The 16,749-nt window shown below is 72.6% G+C and carries 17 protein-coding genes; 15 read left to right on the top strand and 2 right to left on the bottom strand.

All coding sequences use genetic code 11. From position 1 onward, the window contains the following. Positions 1–51: 51 nt before the first annotated feature. The 3 genes from E2C04_RS15875 to E2C04_RS15865 all read left to right on the top strand — a co-directional run bounded on the left by E2C04_RS15875 (position 52) and on the right by E2C04_RS15865 (position 3,666). Positions 52–2,070, top strand: coding sequence for an acyl-CoA dehydrogenase family protein (locus E2C04_RS15875; protein WP_135833336.1), 2,019 nt, complete (start codon positions 52–54; stop codon positions 2,068–2,070). Between the two features lie 100 nt (positions 2,071–2,170). After that, entirely contained in the window at positions 2,171–2,776 is a 606-nt protein-coding gene (locus E2C04_RS15870; protein WP_135833335.1) for a carboxymuconolactone decarboxylase family protein, read from the top strand. Next, a complete protein-coding gene (locus E2C04_RS15865) occupies positions 2,773–3,666 on the top strand; it encodes an RNA polymerase sigma-70 factor (protein WP_135833334.1) in 894 nt (297 codons plus the stop codon). The genes E2C04_RS15870 and E2C04_RS15865 overlap by 4 nt, the downstream gene beginning before the upstream one ends. Positions 3,667–3,739: 73 nt before the next feature. Here the strand turns inward: E2C04_RS15865 and E2C04_RS15860 are convergent, their stop codons facing one another. Then, entirely contained in the window at positions 3,740–4,231 is a 492-nt protein-coding gene (locus tag E2C04_RS15860; protein ID WP_135833834.1) for an inorganic diphosphatase, read from the bottom strand. 167 nt (positions 4,232–4,398) lie between these two features. Here E2C04_RS15860 and dacB point away from each other — a divergent pair, with 167 nt between their 5' ends. From dacB to E2C04_RS15805, 11 genes are all read left to right on the top strand, one after another. Beyond that, positions 4,399–5,868 (top strand): D-alanyl-D-alanine carboxypeptidase/D-alanyl-D-alanine endopeptidase, encoded by a 1,470-nt coding sequence (dacB, locus tag E2C04_RS15855; RefSeq protein WP_158630723.1) that lies wholly within the window; start codon positions 4,399–4,401, stop codon positions 5,866–5,868. A 48-nt stretch (positions 5,869–5,916) separates the two neighbouring features. Beyond that, positions 5,917–7,014, top strand: a complete 1,098-nt coding sequence (locus tag E2C04_RS15850; protein ID WP_229721422.1) for a zinc-dependent metalloprotease — start codon at positions 5,917–5,919, stop codon at positions 7,012–7,014. Further along, positions 7,011–7,985, top strand: coding sequence for a tRNA lysidine(34) synthetase TilS (gene tilS, locus E2C04_RS15845; RefSeq protein ID WP_135833332.1), 975 nt, complete (start codon positions 7,011–7,013; stop codon positions 7,983–7,985). The genes E2C04_RS15850 and tilS overlap by 4 nt, the downstream gene beginning before the upstream one ends. A gap of 71 nt (positions 7,986–8,056) precedes the next feature. Further along, positions 8,057–8,608 carry a hypoxanthine phosphoribosyltransferase gene (hpt, locus tag E2C04_RS15840; protein WP_135833331.1) on the top strand — a complete coding sequence of 184 codons (552 nt, stop codon included), beginning with the start codon at positions 8,057–8,059 and terminating at the stop codon, positions 8,606–8,608. Positions 8,609–8,737: 129 nt separating this feature from the next. Further along, positions 8,738–10,816, top strand: a complete 2,079-nt coding sequence (ftsH, locus tag E2C04_RS15835) for an ATP-dependent zinc metalloprotease FtsH (protein WP_135833330.1) — start codon at positions 8,738–8,740, stop codon at positions 10,814–10,816. After that, positions 10,813–11,430 carry a GTP cyclohydrolase I FolE gene (folE, locus tag E2C04_RS15830; RefSeq protein WP_371870077.1) on the top strand — a complete coding sequence of 206 codons (618 nt, stop codon included), beginning with the start codon at positions 10,813–10,815 and terminating at the stop codon, positions 11,428–11,430. The genes ftsH and folE overlap by 4 nt, the downstream gene beginning before the upstream one ends. A 47-nt stretch (positions 11,431–11,477) precedes the next feature. Then, positions 11,478–12,290 (top strand): dihydropteroate synthase, encoded by an 813-nt coding sequence (folP, locus tag E2C04_RS15825; protein WP_135833831.1) that lies wholly within the window; start codon positions 11,478–11,480, stop codon positions 12,288–12,290. Further along, the gene (gene folB, locus E2C04_RS15820) at positions 12,287–12,658 is read left to right on the top strand and encodes a dihydroneopterin aldolase (RefSeq protein WP_135833329.1); all 372 of its coding nucleotides are present in this window, start codon (positions 12,287–12,289) and stop codon (positions 12,656–12,658) included. The genes folP and folB overlap by 4 nt, the downstream gene beginning before the upstream one ends. Then, positions 12,655–13,224: a 2-amino-4-hydroxy-6-hydroxymethyldihydropteridine diphosphokinase gene (folK, locus tag E2C04_RS15815; protein ID WP_135833328.1), complete on the top strand. Its 570-nt coding sequence runs from the start codon at positions 12,655–12,657 to the stop codon at positions 13,222–13,224. Before folB ends, folK begins: the two co-directional genes overlap by 4 nt. Beyond that, positions 13,221–13,739: a DUF3180 domain-containing protein gene (locus E2C04_RS15810; RefSeq protein WP_158630722.1), complete on the top strand. Its 519-nt coding sequence runs from the start codon at positions 13,221–13,223 to the stop codon at positions 13,737–13,739. The genes folK and E2C04_RS15810 overlap by 4 nt, the downstream gene beginning before the upstream one ends. A gap of 10 nt (positions 13,740–13,749) precedes the next feature. Beyond that, on the top strand, positions 13,750–14,349 hold the full coding sequence (locus E2C04_RS15805) for a hypothetical protein (RefSeq protein WP_135833326.1): 600 nt from the start codon (positions 13,750–13,752) through the stop codon (positions 14,347–14,349). Positions 14,350–14,465: 116 nt separating this feature from the next. Here the strand turns inward: E2C04_RS15805 and E2C04_RS15800 are convergent, their stop codons facing one another. Beyond that, positions 14,466–15,581 (bottom strand): glycosyltransferase family 2 protein, encoded by a 1,116-nt coding sequence (locus E2C04_RS15800; protein ID WP_135833325.1) that lies wholly within the window; start codon positions 15,579–15,581, stop codon positions 14,466–14,468. 41 nt (positions 15,582–15,622) lie between these two features. Between E2C04_RS15800 and E2C04_RS15795 the strand changes: the two genes are divergently transcribed. Then, positions 15,623–16,744, top strand: coding sequence for a sulfotransferase family protein (locus E2C04_RS15795; RefSeq protein ID WP_135833324.1), 1,122 nt, complete (start codon positions 15,623–15,625; stop codon positions 16,742–16,744). Positions 16,745–16,749 lie beyond the last annotated feature (5 nt).

Genomic DNA, 16,749 nt, shown 5'->3' with positions numbered 1-16,749 from the left:
GCCTCGCGCGAGCCGGGTTTGAGCCGAGGACCCCGCCGGTACCCTCTCGGCATGACGGCCGACACCCCTGCCCAGATCGCGTCCGACGCCCCCCGCGACCCCGTGCGCGAGCCGGCGCCCGACGTACAGGTCGAGCCGCGCCAGCTCTCCCTCGACGTCCCCACGATCACCGCGTTCCTCGACGGTCACTACGCCGAGGTGCGTCAGGAGGTCCGGGAGCGGCTGGTCGAGCACGCCGGGCTGCTGGCGGAGGCCGACGACCTGCCCAAGGACGACTACCGCGACCGGGTGCGCGACGTCGTCGTCGACATGGCCGGCACCGGTGCCACCGCCATGGGCCTGCCGAAGGAGTACGGCGGTGGTGGCGACATCGGCGCCTCGATCGCCGCCTTCGAGACGCTGGCCTTCGGCGACCTGTCGGTGCTGACCAAGGTGGGCGTGCAGTTCGGCCTCTTCGGCGGCGCGATCCTGCAGCTCGGCACGAAGTCGCACCACGACCGGTGGATGGCCGACATCGCTGCCGGCCGCCTGCTCGGCTGCTTCGCGATGACCGAGAGCGGCCACGGCTCCAACGTCGCCGACATCGAGACCACCGCGGTCTACGACCCCGAGACCCAGGAGTTCGTGCTCACCACCCCGCACGCCGGGGCCCGCAAGGACTACATCGGCAACGCCGCCCGCCACGGTGAGCTCGCCGTCGTCTTCGCGCAGCTCGAGGTGGCCGGTGAGCACCACGGCGTCCACGCCCTGGTCACCCCGATCCGGGTCGACGGGGAGCCGGCGCCCGGCGTACGCATCGAGGACTGTGGCACCAAGCTCGGACTCAACGGCGTCGACAACGGGCGGCTGTACTTCGACGGCGTCCGGGTCCCGCGGGAGAACCTGCTCGACCGCTTCGCCTCCGTCAGCCCCGAGGGCGTCTACACCAGCGACATCGAGTCGCAGGGCCGTCGCTTCTTCACCATGCTCGGCACTCTCGTCCAGGGCCGGGTCAGCGTCGGCGGCGCCGGCATCAACGCCGCCAAGGTCGCGATGGCGATCGCGGTGAAGTACGCCGACCGTCGCCGCCAGTTCGAGGCCGGCGAGGAGGGCACCGAGCAGCTGCTCCTCGACTACGGCATGCACCAGCGCCGCCTGCTGCCGCTGCTGGCGCGGACCTACGCCCTGCACTTCGCCCAGGAGGTCGTCGCCGGGCAGCTGCACGAGGTCTTCTCGGCCCCCGACGCGGCCGACGAGAAGGCGCGCAAGCTGCTGGAGTCGCGCGCGGCCGGCACCAAGGCCCTCGGCACGTGGCACGCGACCCGGGTCATCCAGGAGTGCCGCGAGGCGTGCGGCGGCGCCGGCTACCTGGCTGAGAACCGCTTCGCCGCGCTCAAGGCCGACACCGACGTCTTCACCACCTTCGAGGGCGACAACCACGTCCTGCTCCAGCTGGTGGCCAAGGGGCTGCTCACCGACTACTCGTCGGGCTTCGCCGACATGGACCAGTTCGGGATGGTCCGCTTCGTCGCCGGGCTGGCCGTCGACACGGTGCTCGAGAAGACCAACGTCCACAAGGTGCTGGAGCGGATCCGCGACGTGCTGCCGGGTGGCCGCGAGGACGAGTGGGACCAGGAGGCCGGCCTGCTCGACCCGAACTACCAGCTGGCCATGCTGCGCTTCCGCGAGGAGCACATGATCGGCGGCGTCGCGCGCCGGATCAAGGGCGGCGTCGACCGCGGCGGCAACCCCGGCGAGGTCTTCTCGACCGTCCAGGACCACGTGATCGCCACGGCTCGCGCGCACGTCGAGCGCCTGGTGCTGGAGGCCTTCGTCGACAAGATGGAGACGATGGAGGAGAGCGACGAGAAGGTCGCGCTCAACCTGCTCTGCGACCTCTACGCGCTCTCGACCATCGAGGCCGACCGGGCCTGGTTCATGGAGCACGGCCGCCTGACCGTGCAGCGATCCAAGGCGATCACCACCGAGGTCAACGCGCTCTGCCGCAAGGTCCGCCCGATCGCCGTCGAGCTGGTCGACGCCTTCGGCGTGCCCGACGAGCTGCTCCGCGCCGAGGACCTGATCGGCTGAGCGGCTCCCACTCAATCCACGCCCACCTGTCACGGAACCGGCCCGGCCGGTGTCTTCATGCTGACCGACCTCGTCCGAGGTCCCAGCCCAGGAGGCACCCATGCCCAGCACGTTCCGCATCCCCGCCGCGCCCATGGAGGGGCCCCTTGCCCGCGTCGTCCGCGCCGTCGCACGACGGACGTACGGGCAGGTCCCCGACATCGTTCCGGTGATGTGGCACCACCGCCCGCTGCTGCGCGCCACGCTGGCCCACGAGCGACGCATCGCCCGATGGTCGGCGCTCGACCCGCACCTGTCGTCCTTCGCGGTGATGGCGGCCGCCGCCCCGATCGGCTGCACCTGGTGCCTCGACTTCGGCTACTACCTGGCCCACGACGCCGGGCTCGACGAGGCCAAGGTGCGCGAGGTGCCGCGCTGGCGCGAGAGCGACGTCTTCACCCCGCTGGAGCGTGAGGTGATGGCCTACGCCGAGGCGATGACCGCGACGCCACCCACCGTCACCGACGAGCAGGTCGCCGCACTGCGTTCTGCGTTGGGCGAGCGCGCGCTCGTCGAGCTGACCATGATGGTCGCCGTGGAGAACCAACGCTCACGCTTCAACCACGCCGCCGGGCTGGCCAGCCAGGGGTTCAGCGACGTCTGCGCCCTGCCGCTCGCCGCGCCCGCTCCCTCCGCTGGCGCGAGCGCCGTCGGGGAGCCGCGGTGACCGACCCGCTCGAGGAGTTCACGACCCACCGCTCGCTGCTCTTCACCGTCGCCTACGAGATGCTCGGCTCGGCCGCCGACGCCGAGGACGTCGTCCAGGAGACCTGGCTGCGCTGGAGCAGCGCCACCGCCGGGCCGGACGCCGAGGAGGTTCACTCGCCCCGGGCGTACCTCGTGCGGATCACCACCCGCCTCGCCCTCAACCGGGTGCGGACCCTGGCCCGGCGCAAGGAGTCGTACGTCGGCCCGTGGCTGCCCGAGCCGCTGCTCACCGCGCCGGACGTGGCCGACGACGTCGCGCTCGCCGACTCGGTCTCCACCGCCATGCTGCTCGTCCTGGAGACCCTCGGCGAGGTCGAGCGGGCCGTCTTCGTGCTGCGGGAGGTCTTCGACCTGCCGTACGCCGAGATCGCCGCCGCCGTGGGGCGTACGCCCGACAACGTGCGCCAGGTCGCCCGCCGGGCCAAGGCGCACGTCGAGGCCCGTCGGCCCCGGGTCGTGGTGGCGCCGGCCGAGGCGCAGGAGGTGGTGGTGCGCTTCCAGAAGGCGATCACCGAGGGCGACCTCCAGCAGCTGCTCGACGTACTCAGCCCCGACGTGGTGCTGAACAGCGACGGCGGCGGGCTCGTGCAGGCGGCGCTGCGCCCGATCCGCGGGGTCGAGAAGGTGCTGCGCTTCCTGGCGGCGGTGACGCCTCAGGGCGCGCGTGTCGAGGCCGTCGAGGTCAACGGCGGCCCCGGCCTCGCGGTCAGCGTCGACGGCGTGCTCGAGTCGCTGGCCACCGCGCGCCTGGAGCGCGGCGCGGACGGCCAGCTCGTGGTCGCGGAGATGTTCGTGGTGCGCAACCCGGAGAAGCTCGCCGTGCCGCCCGGGGTGCGGCTGACCCGCTGAGCCGGCGACTGTCCCCGAAATGGCGACTGCCCCGTACGCCGAGGCGTACGGGGCAGTCGAGGCGCGGGAGGGCTCAGTGGTGGCCCTGCTCCTTGAAGCGCTCGAAGGAGGCCAGGACCTCGGCCTCGGCCTCGGCGCGGCCGACCCAGTCAGCGCCCTCGACGGACTTGCCGGGCTCGAGGTCCTTGTAGACCTCGAAGAAGTGCTGGATCTCCAGGCGGTCGAACTTGGAGACGTGGTTGATGTCGCGCAGGTGCTCGAGGCGCGGGTCGGAGGAGGGGACGACCAGGACCTTGTCGTCGCCGCCGGCCTCGTCGGTCATGCGGAACATGCCGATCGCGCGGCACTTGATCAGGCAGCCGGGGAACGTGGGCGCCTGCAGGATGACCATCGCGTCGAGCGGGTCGCCGTCGAGGCCGAGGGTGTTCTCGATGTAGCCGTAGTCGGTCGGGTAGGCCGTCGAGGTGAACAGCATCCGGTCGAGGCGCAGGCGCCCGGACTCGTGGTCGACCTCGTACTTGTTGCGCTCACCCTTGGGGATCTCGACCAGCACGTCGAACTCCAGCACCGCATTCACCTCGTCATCGTGTGTTGCCTGAAAGACTTGTCGGGGCCACGTGTCCGCGGTCGTCCCCCGTGCAGACCGGGGGCGTCGTCGGACGCCACCGAGGTACTGCCGCCGGTCAGTGTCGCGCACAATGGGCCCGCACACACATTCGGGAGGGACCATCAGTGGCGCGACGTGACGCAGACCACCCTACGCGCAAGCGCGCGCGACGCCGCGGTCCGGGACGGGTCGCGCTGGCGCTGCCCGTGCTGCTGGTCGCCGGGCTGGTGGGTGGCGCGGTCGCCGCCGACGAGTACCGCTGGGGCCCCACCCACCTCGGCTGGAAGGGCGGCGACCCCGGCAAGGACCCGGCCGCCGTCGCGCTGCCCGGCGGGCTCGACCTGCCTCGCGTCGAGGAGCCCGACGAGGTCGCCGAGGCCGCGCCCGTGACGCCGCTCGACCCCGACGCCGTACGCCGTGCCCTCGCCCCGCGCCTGGGCGACGACGACCTCGGGCCGCACGTCGTGGCCGCGGTGGCTGCGCTCGACGGCACCGAACCGGTCTTCGCCCGCGGCAAGGACCCCCTGCTCCCCGCCTCCACGACGAAGCTGCTGACCGCGGTGGCCGCGCTGCGCACGCTCGGCCCCGGCGCCACCTTCGACACGACCGTGGTCGAGGGCGGCCTCGGCGAGATCGTGCTCGTCGGCGGCGGCGACCCGCTCCTGGCCAGCGAGCCCGACCCGGACGCGTGGCCGGTCCGCGCCGACCTGCGTACGCTCGCCGAGCGCACCGCCGACGGCCTGCGCCAGCGCGGCCTCGCCCGCGTCAAGCTCTCCTACGACGCCTCCCTCTTCACCGGCCCGGCCGTCAACCCGCACTGGGAGCCCTCCTACGTCCCCGACCAGGTGGTCTCCCCGATCACCGCCCTGTGGGCCGACTCCGGCCACGACCCGAGCGGCTGGGGACGCGTCGAGGACCCGGCCCGCGCCGCCGCGGTGGTCTTCGCCAAGGCCCTGCGCCGCGCCGGCGTGAAGGTCACCGGCGTCGCGCCGGGCACCGCGCCGGAGCGTGCGGAGGAGGTCGCCGACGTGACCTCACCGCCGGTCGACCAGATCGTCCAACGGTTGCTCGACGTCTCCGACAACGAGACCACCGAGGTGATGCTGCGCCACGTCGGCCGCGTCGCCCTCGGCGAGGCGAGCAGCGCCGCGGGCACCAGGGCCGTCGGCGAGGTGCTCAGCAACCTCGCGGTCGACCTGACCGGCTGGAAGCAGTACGACGGCTCCGGGCTGTCGCGCGACAACCGGTTCGCGGCGCGCACGCTCGTCGACGTGCTGCGGATCGCCTCCTCGCCCGACAACCCCGACCTGCGGGCCGTCGTCGAGGGGCTCCCGGTGGCCGGCTTCACCGGCTCGCTGACCTCCCGCTTCGACGACCAGCGCGACGGCCTGGGCCGGGTGCGCGCCAAGACCGGCACCCTCACCGGGGTGCACGCGCTGGCCGGCATCGTCACCGGCGCCGACGGCGTCCCGATGATCTTCGTGGTGGCCGCCGACAAGGTCTCGCCCGCCAAGAGCCTCGACGCCCGCTCGGCGCTGGACGGCGCGGCCGCCGCGCTCGCCTCCTGCTCCTGCGGGGTGGGCTCCGGCAGCTGAGGCTCCGACCGGGGCTGGCCCCAACCGCGTTCCGGCTAGTGTCGCGCCATGACGCAGAGCGAGGGGCACGGCGAGGGGCAGAGCGACGGCCAGGCCCGTGACGCGGCCAGCTCCGGCCAGATGATCGACTGGACGTTCGCGGCCCGGGTGGGCTCACGCACCGCCCCCGCGCCCCCGGTCGTCGACGCCGCCGAGGCCGCCGCGGTGGTCGCCGAGCTGCGCGCCGGGGCCGCCCGCTCCACCGACCTGGTCCGTGGCTTCACCGGCCTGGAGGCGCTGGATGACCGGGCCCCCGTGCTCGTGGTCGACCGCGACGGCTGGATCACCGCCAACACCGAGTCGTTCGCGACCCTCATGGACCCCGTCGTCGCCAAGCTCACCGACCGGCGCGGCGCCCCGCGCCCCGGCAGCCTCACCCACGCGGTGGGCTCCCGGGTCACCGGCGCCGAGGTCGGCGCGGTGCTCGGCTTCCTCTCCTCCAAGGTGCTGGGCCAGTTCGACCCCTTCCACGGCCCGGCAGGGCGGCTGCTGCTGGTCGCCCCCAACGTCGTGCACATCGAGCGCGAGCTCGAGGTCGACCCCACCGACTTCCGCCTCTGGGTCTGCCTGCACGAGGAGACCCACCGGGTCCAGTTCACCGCCGTGCCGTGGATGCGTGACCACCTGCGCAGCCTGATCGGCGAGGTCACCGGCACCGTCGACCCCCAGCTCGTCGTCGGCGACGTCGTCAAGCGGGCTGCCGAGGTCGCCCGCGGCCAGGGTGGTGGCAGCCTGGTCGAGGTGCTGAGCAGCCCCGAGCAGCGCGAGCTGCTGGAGCGGGTCACCGCCGTCATGTCGCTGCTGGAGGGCCACGCCGACGTGGTGATGGACGGCGTCGGCCCGTCGGTCATCCCGACCGTCGCCGAGATCCGCCGCAAGTTCACCCAACGCCGCGGTGGGGCCGGCTCGCTGGACCGCCTGGTCCGTCGCCTGCTCGGCCTGGAGGCCAAGATGGCGCAGTACCGCGACGGCGCGATCTTCGTGCGCGAGGTCGTCGAGACCGTCGGCATGGAGGGCTTCAACGCCGTGTGGGAGGGCCCCGAGCACCTGCCCACCAAGGCGGAGATCCATGACCCGGCGGCCTGGGTCGCCCGCGTGCACGCGTGACCCTGCACCCGGCGGTCGCGGCCGTACGCCTGGGCGTGCGCCGGGTCCTCGCGGCGCTGCCCCCGGCCGACCGCCGCGTCGTGCTGGTGGCCTGCAGCGGGGGAGCCGACTCCCTGGCCCTGCTCTCGGCGACCGTCTTCGAGGCGCGCAGCTCCGGCGACCGGGTCGTCGGCGTCACCGTCGACCACGGCCTCCAGGAGGGCTCGGCCGACCAGGCCCGCCACACCGTCAGCCAGATGAGCGCGCTCGGCGCCGACGAGACCTACGCGGTGACCGTGACGGTCTCCGGCGACGGGCAGGGCCCCGAGGCGGCGGCCCGGCAGGCCCGCTACGCCGTGCTCGACCAGGTGGCCGACCGGGTCGGCGCCGCGGCCGTGCTGCTGGGCCACACCCTCGACGACCAGGCCGAGACCGTCCTCCTGGGTCTGACCCGGGGCAGCGGGGGCCGTTCGGTCGCGGGGATGCGTCGCGAGTTCGACCGTTACCGCCGCCCGTTGCTCGACGTACGTCGGTCGCAGACGGAGGCCGCCTGCGTCGCGGAGGGCATCGCCTTCTGGTCCGACCCGCACAACGCCGACCCCCGCTTCCTGCGGTCGCGGGTGCGGATGGACGTGCTGCCGGTGCTGGAGCAGCAGCTCGGTCCCGGGGTGGCGGAGACCCTGGCCCGCACGGCCGACAGCCTCCGCGTCGACATGGAGGCGCTCGACGAGCTCGCGGCGGAGTGGTCGGCACGCCCCGACGCCCTGCAGGTCACCGCGCTGGGCGGCCTGCCCACCGCCGTACGCCGTCGCGTCCTGCGCGCCGCGGCCGTGCGGGCCGGCGCGATCGACGCCGAGCTCTTCCACGCCCACGTGCTCGCCGTCGAGGAGCTGGTGACCGCGTGGCGGGGCCAGAAGTGGATCGACCTGCCGGGCCACCTGCGGGCCCGGCGACGCGACGGCGAGATCGTCTTCGAGCCCGCCGCGGGGTGACCCGAGGCGGTGGGTCGTGAGGGTGTCCCACCCTCGAAACCGGCCCCGTCGCGGCATGTATCGTCTCGCCCATGGAGTCCTCCCACGTTGAGAACGATCTGGTCAACATCCTCTTCACCGAGGAGCAGATCCAGCAGCGACTGGCCGAGATGGCAGCCCAGATCGACGAGGACTACGCGGGCCGTGACGTGCTCATGGTCGGCGTCCTCCGCGGCGCCGTCATGGTGATGGCCGACCTGGCCCGGGAGCTCCCGCGCCACGTCGAGATGGACTGGATGGCCATCTCCTCCTACGGCTCCGGCACCAAGTCGTCCGGCGTCGTGCGCATCCTCAAGGACCTCGACACCGACATCTCGGGGCGTCACGTGCTGATCGTCGACGAGATCATCGACACCGGCCTCACCCTGTCGTGGCTGGTCAACAGCCTCAGCACCCGCGGCCCGGCCTCGATCGAGATCGCCACGCTGCTGCGCAAGCCCGAGGCGCTGTCGATGCCGGTCGAGCCGAAGTACGTCGGCTGGGACATCCCCAACGAGTTCGTGGTCGGCTACGGCCTCGACTACAAGGAGAAGTACCGCAACCTGCGCGACATCGGCACGCTCGCGCCGCACGTCTACTCCTGACGGTTTCGCCTCGCCTGCGAGAATGACCGCGCGGCGGCGAGTGCTGACTGCGTCCGGTTGCCTGTGGGTCCCGGCGTGTAGCGTCGGCGGCGTCTGCTGGTCGGTCGACGTGAGAGTGGAAAGAAGCCTGTGAAGCGCATTTTCAAGGGCCCGTGGTTGTGGGTCGTCCTGGCGGCGCTCGGTGTGCTGCTCGCCATCCAGTTCCTCGCGCCCGGAGACGGGTACGACGAGGTCACGACCTCGCAGATGAACAGCTACATCGCCAAGGGCCAGGTCGACGAGATCACGTTCGTCGACGGCGACCAGGAGATCCGGGCCACGCTCGACGAGGGCGTGCGCAAGGAGAACGACAAGGTGATGGCCTTCTGGCTGTCCCACACGCAGGACGACATCGAGCGCGCCGTGCAGGAGCAGTTCGAGGCCGGCAAGATCGACAAGTACAACACCGAGGTGCCGCAGCCGAGCGTCCTCGGGTCGCTGCTGATCACTCTGCTGCCCTTCGCGCTGATCGTGCTCCTCTTCATCTTCCTGATGAACCAGGCCCAGGGCGGCGGCGGCCGTGGCGTCATGCAGTTCGCCAAGAGCCGCGCCAAGCTGATCACCAAGGACATGCCGAAGACGACGTTCGCCGACGTCGCCGGCGCCGAGGAGGCGCTCGAGGAGCTCAGCGAGATCAAGGAGTTCCTCGCCGAGCCCGCCAAGTTCCAGGCCGTCGGCGCCAAGATCCCCAAGGGCGTCCTGCTCTACGGTCCGCCCGGCACCGGCAAGACCCTCCTCGCGCGCGCCGTCGCCGGCGAGGCGGGCGTCCCCTTCTACTCGATCTCCGGCTCCGACTTCGTCGAGATGTTCGTCGGCGTCGGTGCCTCCCGCGTGCGGGACCTCTTCGAGCAGGCCAAGGAGAACGCCCCCGCCATCGTCTTCATCGACGAGATCGACGCCGTCGGTCGCCACCGCGGCGCCGGCATGGGCGGCGGCCACGACGAGCGCGAGCAGACCCTCAACCAGCTGCTGGTCGAGATGGACGGCTTCGACGTGCGCGGCGGCGTCATCCTGATCGCCGCGACCAACCGCCCCGACGTGCTCGACCCCGCCCTGCTCCGTCCGGGCCGCTTCGACCGCCAGATCCAGGTCGACGCCCCCAACCTCGACGGTCGCCACAAGATCCTCAAGGTCCACTCCCGCGGCAAGCCGATCGCCCAGGACATCGACCTCATGTCGGTGGCTCGGCGTACGCCCGGCTTCACCGGCGCCGACCTTGCCAACGTGCTCAACGAGGCCGCCCTGCTGACGGCCCGCAGCAACGAGAAGCTGATCACCAACGCAGCGCTCGACGAGGCCATCGACCGCGTGATCGCCGGTCCGCAGCGTCGCACCCGCCTGATGAGCGAGCACGAGAAGCTCGTCACCGCCTACCACGAGGGCGGCCACGCCCTGGTCGCCGCGGCGCTGCCCGGCACCGACCCCGTGCACAAGGTGACGATCCTTCCGCGCGGTCGCGCGCTCGGCTACACGATGGTGCTGCCCGACGAGGACAAGTACTCCCAGACCCGCAGTGAGATGCTCGACAAGCTCGCCTACATGCTCGGTGGCCGTGCCGCCGAGGAGCTGGTCTTCCACGACCCGACCACCGGTGCCGGCAACGACATCGAGAAGGCCACCAACGTGGCCCGCGCGATGGTCACCCAGTACGGCATGACCGAGACCCTCGGCGCGGTCAAGCTGGGCTCCAGCAACTCCGAGCCCTTCCTGGGTCGCGACATGGGCCACAGCCGCGACTACTCCGAGGCCGTCGCCGCCCAGGTCGACGCCGAGGTCCGGGCGCTGCTCGACACCGCCCACCACGAGGCCTTCGAGATCCTCGACGAGAACCGTGACGTCCTCGACGCGCTGGTCCTCGCGCTGATGGACAAGGAGACCCTCGACAAGGCCGAGGTCGCCGAGATCTTCGAGGCCCTGCGCCGCCGTCCGGTCCGCCCGGCGTGGACCGGCTCGGAGCGCCGCGTCCCCTCCCAGCAGCCGCCGGTCGAGGTGCCGCAGCACGTGCGTGAGCGCGACGCTGCCCATGCCGCGAGCCTGGACGAGGAGCCCGCGGGCGCCGTCATCACGCCCCCCGGCCCGGGTGGCGACGTGCACGGCGACCCGACGGTCGACCCGGCCCCGCCGACCACCCCTCCCGGCCCGCCCACCTACCCGACGGAGCCGTCGTGACCGACTCCATCGTCGCCCCCGAGCGCGACCCCGCCGACGTCCCTGCCTTCGACCACGCCCGCGCCGAGGCGGCCGTGCGTGAGCTCCTCGCCGCGATGGGCGAGGACGTCGAGCGCGAGGGGCTGCGCGACACCCCGGCGCGGGTGGCACGGGCGTACGCCGAGCTCACCGTCGGGCTGCACCAGCGCCCCGAGGACGTCCTCACGACCACCTTCGACCTGGGCCACGACGAGATGGTCCTGGTCCGCGACATCGAGCTGTGGTCGATGTGTGAGCACCACCTGGTGCCCTTCACCGGCGTCGCCCACGTCGGCTACATCCCCTCGACCTCCGGCAAGATCACCGGCCTCTCCAAGATGGCCCGCCTGGTCGACGTCTACTCCAAGCGCCCGCAGGTGCAGGAGCGCCTGACCACGCAGATCGCCGACGCGATGACCGACATCCTCGAGGCGCGCGGCGTCATCGTGGTGATCGAGGCCGAGCACCTGTGCATGACGATGCGCGGCGTCCGCAAGGCCGGCGCCCGCACCATCACCTCCGCCGTGCGCGGCCAGATGCGCGACGCGGCCACCCGGTCGGAGGCGATGGCGCTGATCCGGTCCGGGACGCGGTGACGCAGCCCTTCGCGCTGCCCCGACCGAGCCGGCCCGGCCCGGTCGTGATGGGCATCGTCAACGTCACCCCCGACTCGTTCTCCGACGGGGGCCGATGGGCGAGCACCGACCTGGCGCTCGAGCACGCCACCACGCTGCTGGCCGACGGCGCCGACCTGCTCGACGTGGGCGGGGAGTCCACCCGCCCCGGCGCCACCCGTCCGGTGCCGGCCGAGGAGCTCGACCGGGTGGTCCCGGTGATCACCGAGCTGGCCCGGCGCGGGGTCGCGGTCTCCGTCGACACCATGCGGGCCGAGGTGGCCGCCGCCGCGGTCGCAGCCGGTGCGGTGGTCGTCAACGACGTCTCCGGCGGCCTCTCCGACCCCGAGATCCTCGACGTGGTGGCGCAGACCGGTGCGGTCTACGTCGCGATGCACTGGCGGGCCCACTCCGAGCGGATGCAGGAGTTCACGCACTACCCCGAGGGCGTCGTCGTGGGCGTACGACGTGAGCTCGCCGCGCGCGTCGAGGCGGCGCTGGCCGCCGGCGTGCGCGAGGAGCAGCTCGTGCTCGACCCCGGCTTGGGCTTCGCCAAGACCGCCGACCAGAACTGGGAGCTGACCGCCGGCCTCGACGCCGTGGAGTCGCTCGGCTTCCCGGTGCTGGTGGGCGCCTCACGCAAGAGCTTTCTGGGGTCGCTGCTGGCCGCGCCCGACGGGACGCCCCGGCCGATCGCGGAGCGCGAGCACGCCGGCGTCGCGCTCTCGCTGCTGGCCCAGCGCGGGGTGTGGAGCGTGCGCGTCCACGACGTACGCGCGACCACCGACGCCCTGGCGGTGTGGCGCCGTCTCGCCCCGACCGCGCCCGAGGAGGACGCATGACCGACGAGCTGACCGTCACCGGCATCGAGTGCTTCGGCCACCACGGCGTCTTCGACTTCGAGCGCCGCGAGGGCCAGGTCTTCGTCATCGACCTGACGCTCGGCATCGACACCCGCCCGGCCGCGGCCAGTGACGACCTCGCCGACACCGAGCATTACGGTCTTCTTGTCGACCGCGTCAAGGAGGCGGTCGAGACCGACCCGGTGGACCTCATCGAGACCCTCGCCCAGAGGATCGCCGATGTCGCCCTCACCGGCGAACGTGTTGAATGGGCGCGAGTGACCGTGCACAAACCGGATGCGCCGATTGAAGCCACGTTCAAGGACGTGACCCTGAGCATCACGAGACACAAGAGGACACAGACGTGACTGAGACGCCGAATCCCCACATCATCGACGCTGACGCCCTCACCGGAGAGATGCACCCCATCCGCCGAGTCGTGGTCTCCATCGGCTCCAACCTCGGCGACCGCCTGGACGCGCTGCAGGGCGCCGTCAACGCGCTCGCCGACACCCCTGACGTCTGGCTGACCAGCGTCTCCTCGGTCTACGAGACCGAGCCCGTGGACGCCCCCGAAGGCTCCAAGAACTACCTCAACGCCGTGCTCCTGCTCGACACCACGCTGCCGGCGCACCGCCTGATGGAGCGCGCGCTGACCGTCGAGCAGGCCTTCGACCGCGAGCGCACCGAGGTGCGCAACGCGCCGCGCACGCTCGACATCGACCTGATCCAGGTCGGCGACCGCCGCGCCAACGACGACACCCTCGTCCTCCCGCACCCGCGTGCGGCCGAGCGTGGCTTCGTCCTCGCCCCGTGGCACGAGCTCGAGTCCGACGCCGTGCTCCTCGACCACGGCCCCGTCGCCGAGCTGCTCGAGAAGGTCGGCACGGACGGCGTCGTCAAGCGCGAGGACATCTCCCTCGAACTCCCGTGAGTCGGGACCGCCACCCGCTCGATCCTCCGCCGGACGGTGAGGAGGAGCGCCCCGACCTGTCGCCGCGGCACCTGACCCCGCTGGGGCCCGGGCCGCTGGCCGCCACCGCGGTGGCCGGTGCGGTCCTCGGCTGGGCCTTCCGCGACCTCGCGGACGCGCTCGACGACGCGGCGCCGGTCTCCTGGCTCCAGGTCGCGGCGCTCGCCTTCCTCGCCGCCGTGCTCGGCGGCGTCGCGGTCCAGACGCGCCGTGCGGTACGCGGTCACGGTGCCACCCTCGACCCCGAGCGGATGGTCAACCGGCTCGTCCTGGCGCGGGCCGCGACGCTGGTCGGTGCCCTCCTGGCCGGCGGCTACGCGGGCTACGGACTGACCTGGCTCGACTCCCACCCCGACCTGCTCCTCGGACGGGTCGGGGTCGCGGTGGCCGCAGCGCTCGGAGGAGGGGCGGTTCTCATTGCAGGCAAGTTCCTCGAATGGGCGTGTCGAGTACCCAAGTCAGACCCTCATCTCTAACCTGAGGGTCATGACTTCCCCGTCTCCCCGTTCCAGCGCCCGCCGCCGACAGCGCTCCACGCGCATCACCGTCGCCGTCGGCCTGCTCGTGCTCGCGGCCGCCCTCGTCCTGGGTGCGACCGCCACCGGCCAGTTCACGCTGGTCCTCCTGTCGGCCCTCGCGGCCGTCGCCCTGGGCGCTGCCTCGACGCGGATCACCTGGTCGGAGCTGGCCCAGACCCGCCGGGACGCTGCGGCCGACCGCGCTCATCAGGCCGAGGCCTACCGCGACATCACTGCGCGTCGTACCGCCGAGAACGTGGCCTTCGCCCAGTCGATGCGCGCCCGCATCGCCGAGCGCGAGGAAGTCATCGGCCACCTCGAGGTCGAGCTCAGCAAGGCCCTCGAGCGTGCCGCCACCTCGACGCTGAAGATGAACGGCGAGGCCCGCCGTGCCGACCTCGCCGAGTCGACCGTCGCCCGCCTCACCACCTCCCTCGAGGAGAGCGAGAGCCGCGCCGCCGACGCGATCGTCGCCGTCGCCGAGCTCGAGGTCGAGCTCGACGCCCTGCGCGCCGAGCTCGACGCCTGGAAGATCGAGGCCGCGAAGGACCTGCGCAAGCGCGCCTGAGAAGTCGTCGCGACGCCCCCGGAGCCCAGCTCCGGGGGCGTCGTCGCGTTCCCGGGGGTCCACAGAAATGATCGAACGGCCGTTCATTCCACGACCGCCCGGCGGGGAGGGGCGCGTCAGCCGGCCAGCACCAGGCGCTCGGGCGGCACGGACCCGACCGGGAGCACGTCGGCCGGCACGTCCAGGGCGCTGCCGTCCGGCGTCCGGGGGACCGGTCGCCCGTCGAGGCTGCGGACGTACGTCACGAACCGCTCGGCGTCGGAGCGCCGGTCCTGGGTGACCAACCACGCTGCCAGCCGCATCGCCGGCGACAGGATCGACTCGCGCAGGCCGTCGGGGCCCCAGAATTCCAGGATCCCCTCGCGCAGCACGGTCCACCATTCCTGCGAGCAGTCCGGCACGGCGTGCAGGTAGACCCAGAGGTCCCCGGGCAGCACCTTGGTCCGGAAGACCCGGGTCACGGTGGCGTCGCCGTGGGCGGTGACGGAGTCGAGCGCCATCCGCTTGGTCGCCCAGCGGTCGGCCAGGTCGGTGAGGGACGAGCGCTGCTGGGTGATGGAGGTGCCGTCGGTGCGGATCTGCCAGTGGTAGACGACCTGCGGGGTGACGTCGAAGCGCCCGGCCAGGAAGGCACGCGTCGTGGTCGGCTGGTCCTCATAGCGCACGCCCTCGGGCCACGCGAGCTGCTCACGGTCCCAGAAGGAGCGGCGGAACATCTTGTTGTGGGCGAAGACGTCGCCGAGGATCTCGGGCCGGTCCTCGATGCGGGCGCCGGTCAGCGCGGGGGAGTGCATCCGCGCCATCCACGGCGGCACCGCCACCCCACGACCCGCCGGCGGCTCGGCCTCGACGCGCAGCAGGCAGGCAGCCAGGAAGTCCGACCCCGACGCCTCGAGCGTCGCCACGGAGGTCGCGAACGAGTCGGGCGGCAGCACGTCGTCGGAGTCGACGAAGGCCAGGTAGTCACCCTCGACCACCGCGGTGCCGCGGTTGCGCGCCGCGCCGAGCCCGCCGTTGTCGGTGTGCAGCACGGTGATCCGGGGGTCGCGGGCGGCGTACGCCTCGGCGATCTCGCCGGAGCGGTCGGGCGAGCCGTCGTCGACGACCACCGCGCGCCACGCCCGGTGGCTCTGGGCCAGCAGGCTGTCGAGGGTGGCCGGCAGCCACCGCTCGACGCCCCACGCGGGGACGACGACCCCGACCGTCGGGCGTCGCTTCCGTGGCCACTTCATGGCGGCGAGTCTAGGGGTGCCATGCAGTAGGCTCGCCGACTGTGACGCAGGCTCCCACTTCCCGCAAGGCCCTCTTCGTGGCTGGCGCCGGGCGCAGCGGCACCAGCACGCTCGCCGGCATCGTCTCGATCCTCGGCATGCACGTCCCGCAGCCCGAGGTCGTCGCCGACGAGTCCAACCCCAAGGGGTTCGGAGAGCCGCAGTGGTGCGTCGAGCAGCACGACCGCTGGCTGGCCGAGGTCAACGTCCAGGTCAGCGACGCCCGCCCCTCGGCGTGGCTCGAGACCGGTCAGGTCGAGGCCCGTGAGCCCGCCCGGATCAAGGTCGCCGACTGGCTGGAGAGCCACTTCCAGGTCGCTCCCGAGCTCGTCGTCAAGGACCCGCGCCTGAGCTGGTTCCTCGGCCTGTGGCGGGTCGGCGCGCTCCGCGTCGGCGCCGAGCCGGTCTTCGCCACGATGCTGCGCCCGCCGGCCGAGGTGGTCGGCTCCAAGCAGAAGTACTACGCCAACAAGCTCGGCTCGGCCCACCTGGCCGCCGGCTGGGTCAACATGCTGCTCCACACCGAGCGCGCCACCCGCGGCGACGCCACGGGCAGCGGCGCCGCTCCCGGCCAGGGTCGGACGTTCGTGCGCTACGCCGACCTGCTCACCGACTGGGTCCGCACCACCACCGACATGGCCGAGCACCTGCAGCTGCAGGCCGTGCTGCACGCCGACTCGGAGAACATCCGCGAGGTCCACCGCTTCGTCGACCCCAACCTGCGCCGGGTCACCGTCACCCTGGCCGACCTCGGCCTGCCCAAGCGCCTGCACGAGCTCACCCAGGAGACCTGGGACCAGCTCAACCTGCTGACCGACCCCGCCGAGGACACCCCCGCCGTCCACGCGGTGATGGACCAGCTGCGCGAGGCCTACACCGACCTCTACGAGGAGTCCGAGGCGATCTCGCGCTCCACCGCCGTGGCCGCCCGCTTCGACGAGGCCCGCAAGATCCGGGCCAAGGCTGCGGTCGCCCCGGCCCCCGCACCCGCCGCGAGCTCCGCCCTGGCCGACCTCGTGCCGCACGACGTCCGCGCGAAGATCCCGGCCGGCGTACGCCGTGGGGTGCGCAAGGCACTCGGGCGCGAGCGCGGTGCGCAGGGCTCCCAGCCCGGCGGGCAGTGACGCCC

It is taken from the genome of Nocardioides daphniae (assembly GCF_004777465.1).
Classification (GTDB): Bacteria; Actinomycetota; Actinomycetes; order Propionibacteriales; family Nocardioidaceae; genus Nocardioides; species Nocardioides daphniae.
This window is presented reverse-complemented; position numbering and strand designations above follow the sequence as displayed.

Coding starts and splice junctions, on each gene's coding strand:
- hpt (WP_135833331.1), top strand. CDS start 8,057: ATGGAGTCCTCCCACGTTGAGAACGATCTGGTCAACATCCTCTTCACC.
- E2C04_RS15800 (WP_135833325.1), bottom strand. CDS start 15,581: ATGAAGTGGCCACGGAAGCGACGCCCGACGGTCGGGGTCGTCGTCCCC.
- folB (WP_135833329.1), top strand. CDS start 12,287: ATGACCGACGAGCTGACCGTCACCGGCATCGAGTGCTTCGGCCACCAC.
- E2C04_RS15850 (WP_229721422.1), top strand. CDS start 5,917: ATGACGCAGAGCGAGGGGCACGGCGAGGGGCAGAGCGACGGCCAGGCC.
- folP (WP_135833831.1), top strand. CDS start 11,478: ATGGGCATCGTCAACGTCACCCCCGACTCGTTCTCCGACGGGGGCCGA.
- E2C04_RS15805 (WP_135833326.1), top strand. CDS start 13,750: ATGACTTCCCCGTCTCCCCGTTCCAGCGCCCGCCGCCGACAGCGCTCC.
- E2C04_RS15870 (WP_135833335.1), top strand. CDS start 2,171: ATGCCCAGCACGTTCCGCATCCCCGCCGCGCCCATGGAGGGGCCCCTT.
- E2C04_RS15875 (WP_135833336.1), top strand. CDS start 52: ATGACGGCCGACACCCCTGCCCAGATCGCGTCCGACGCCCCCCGCGAC.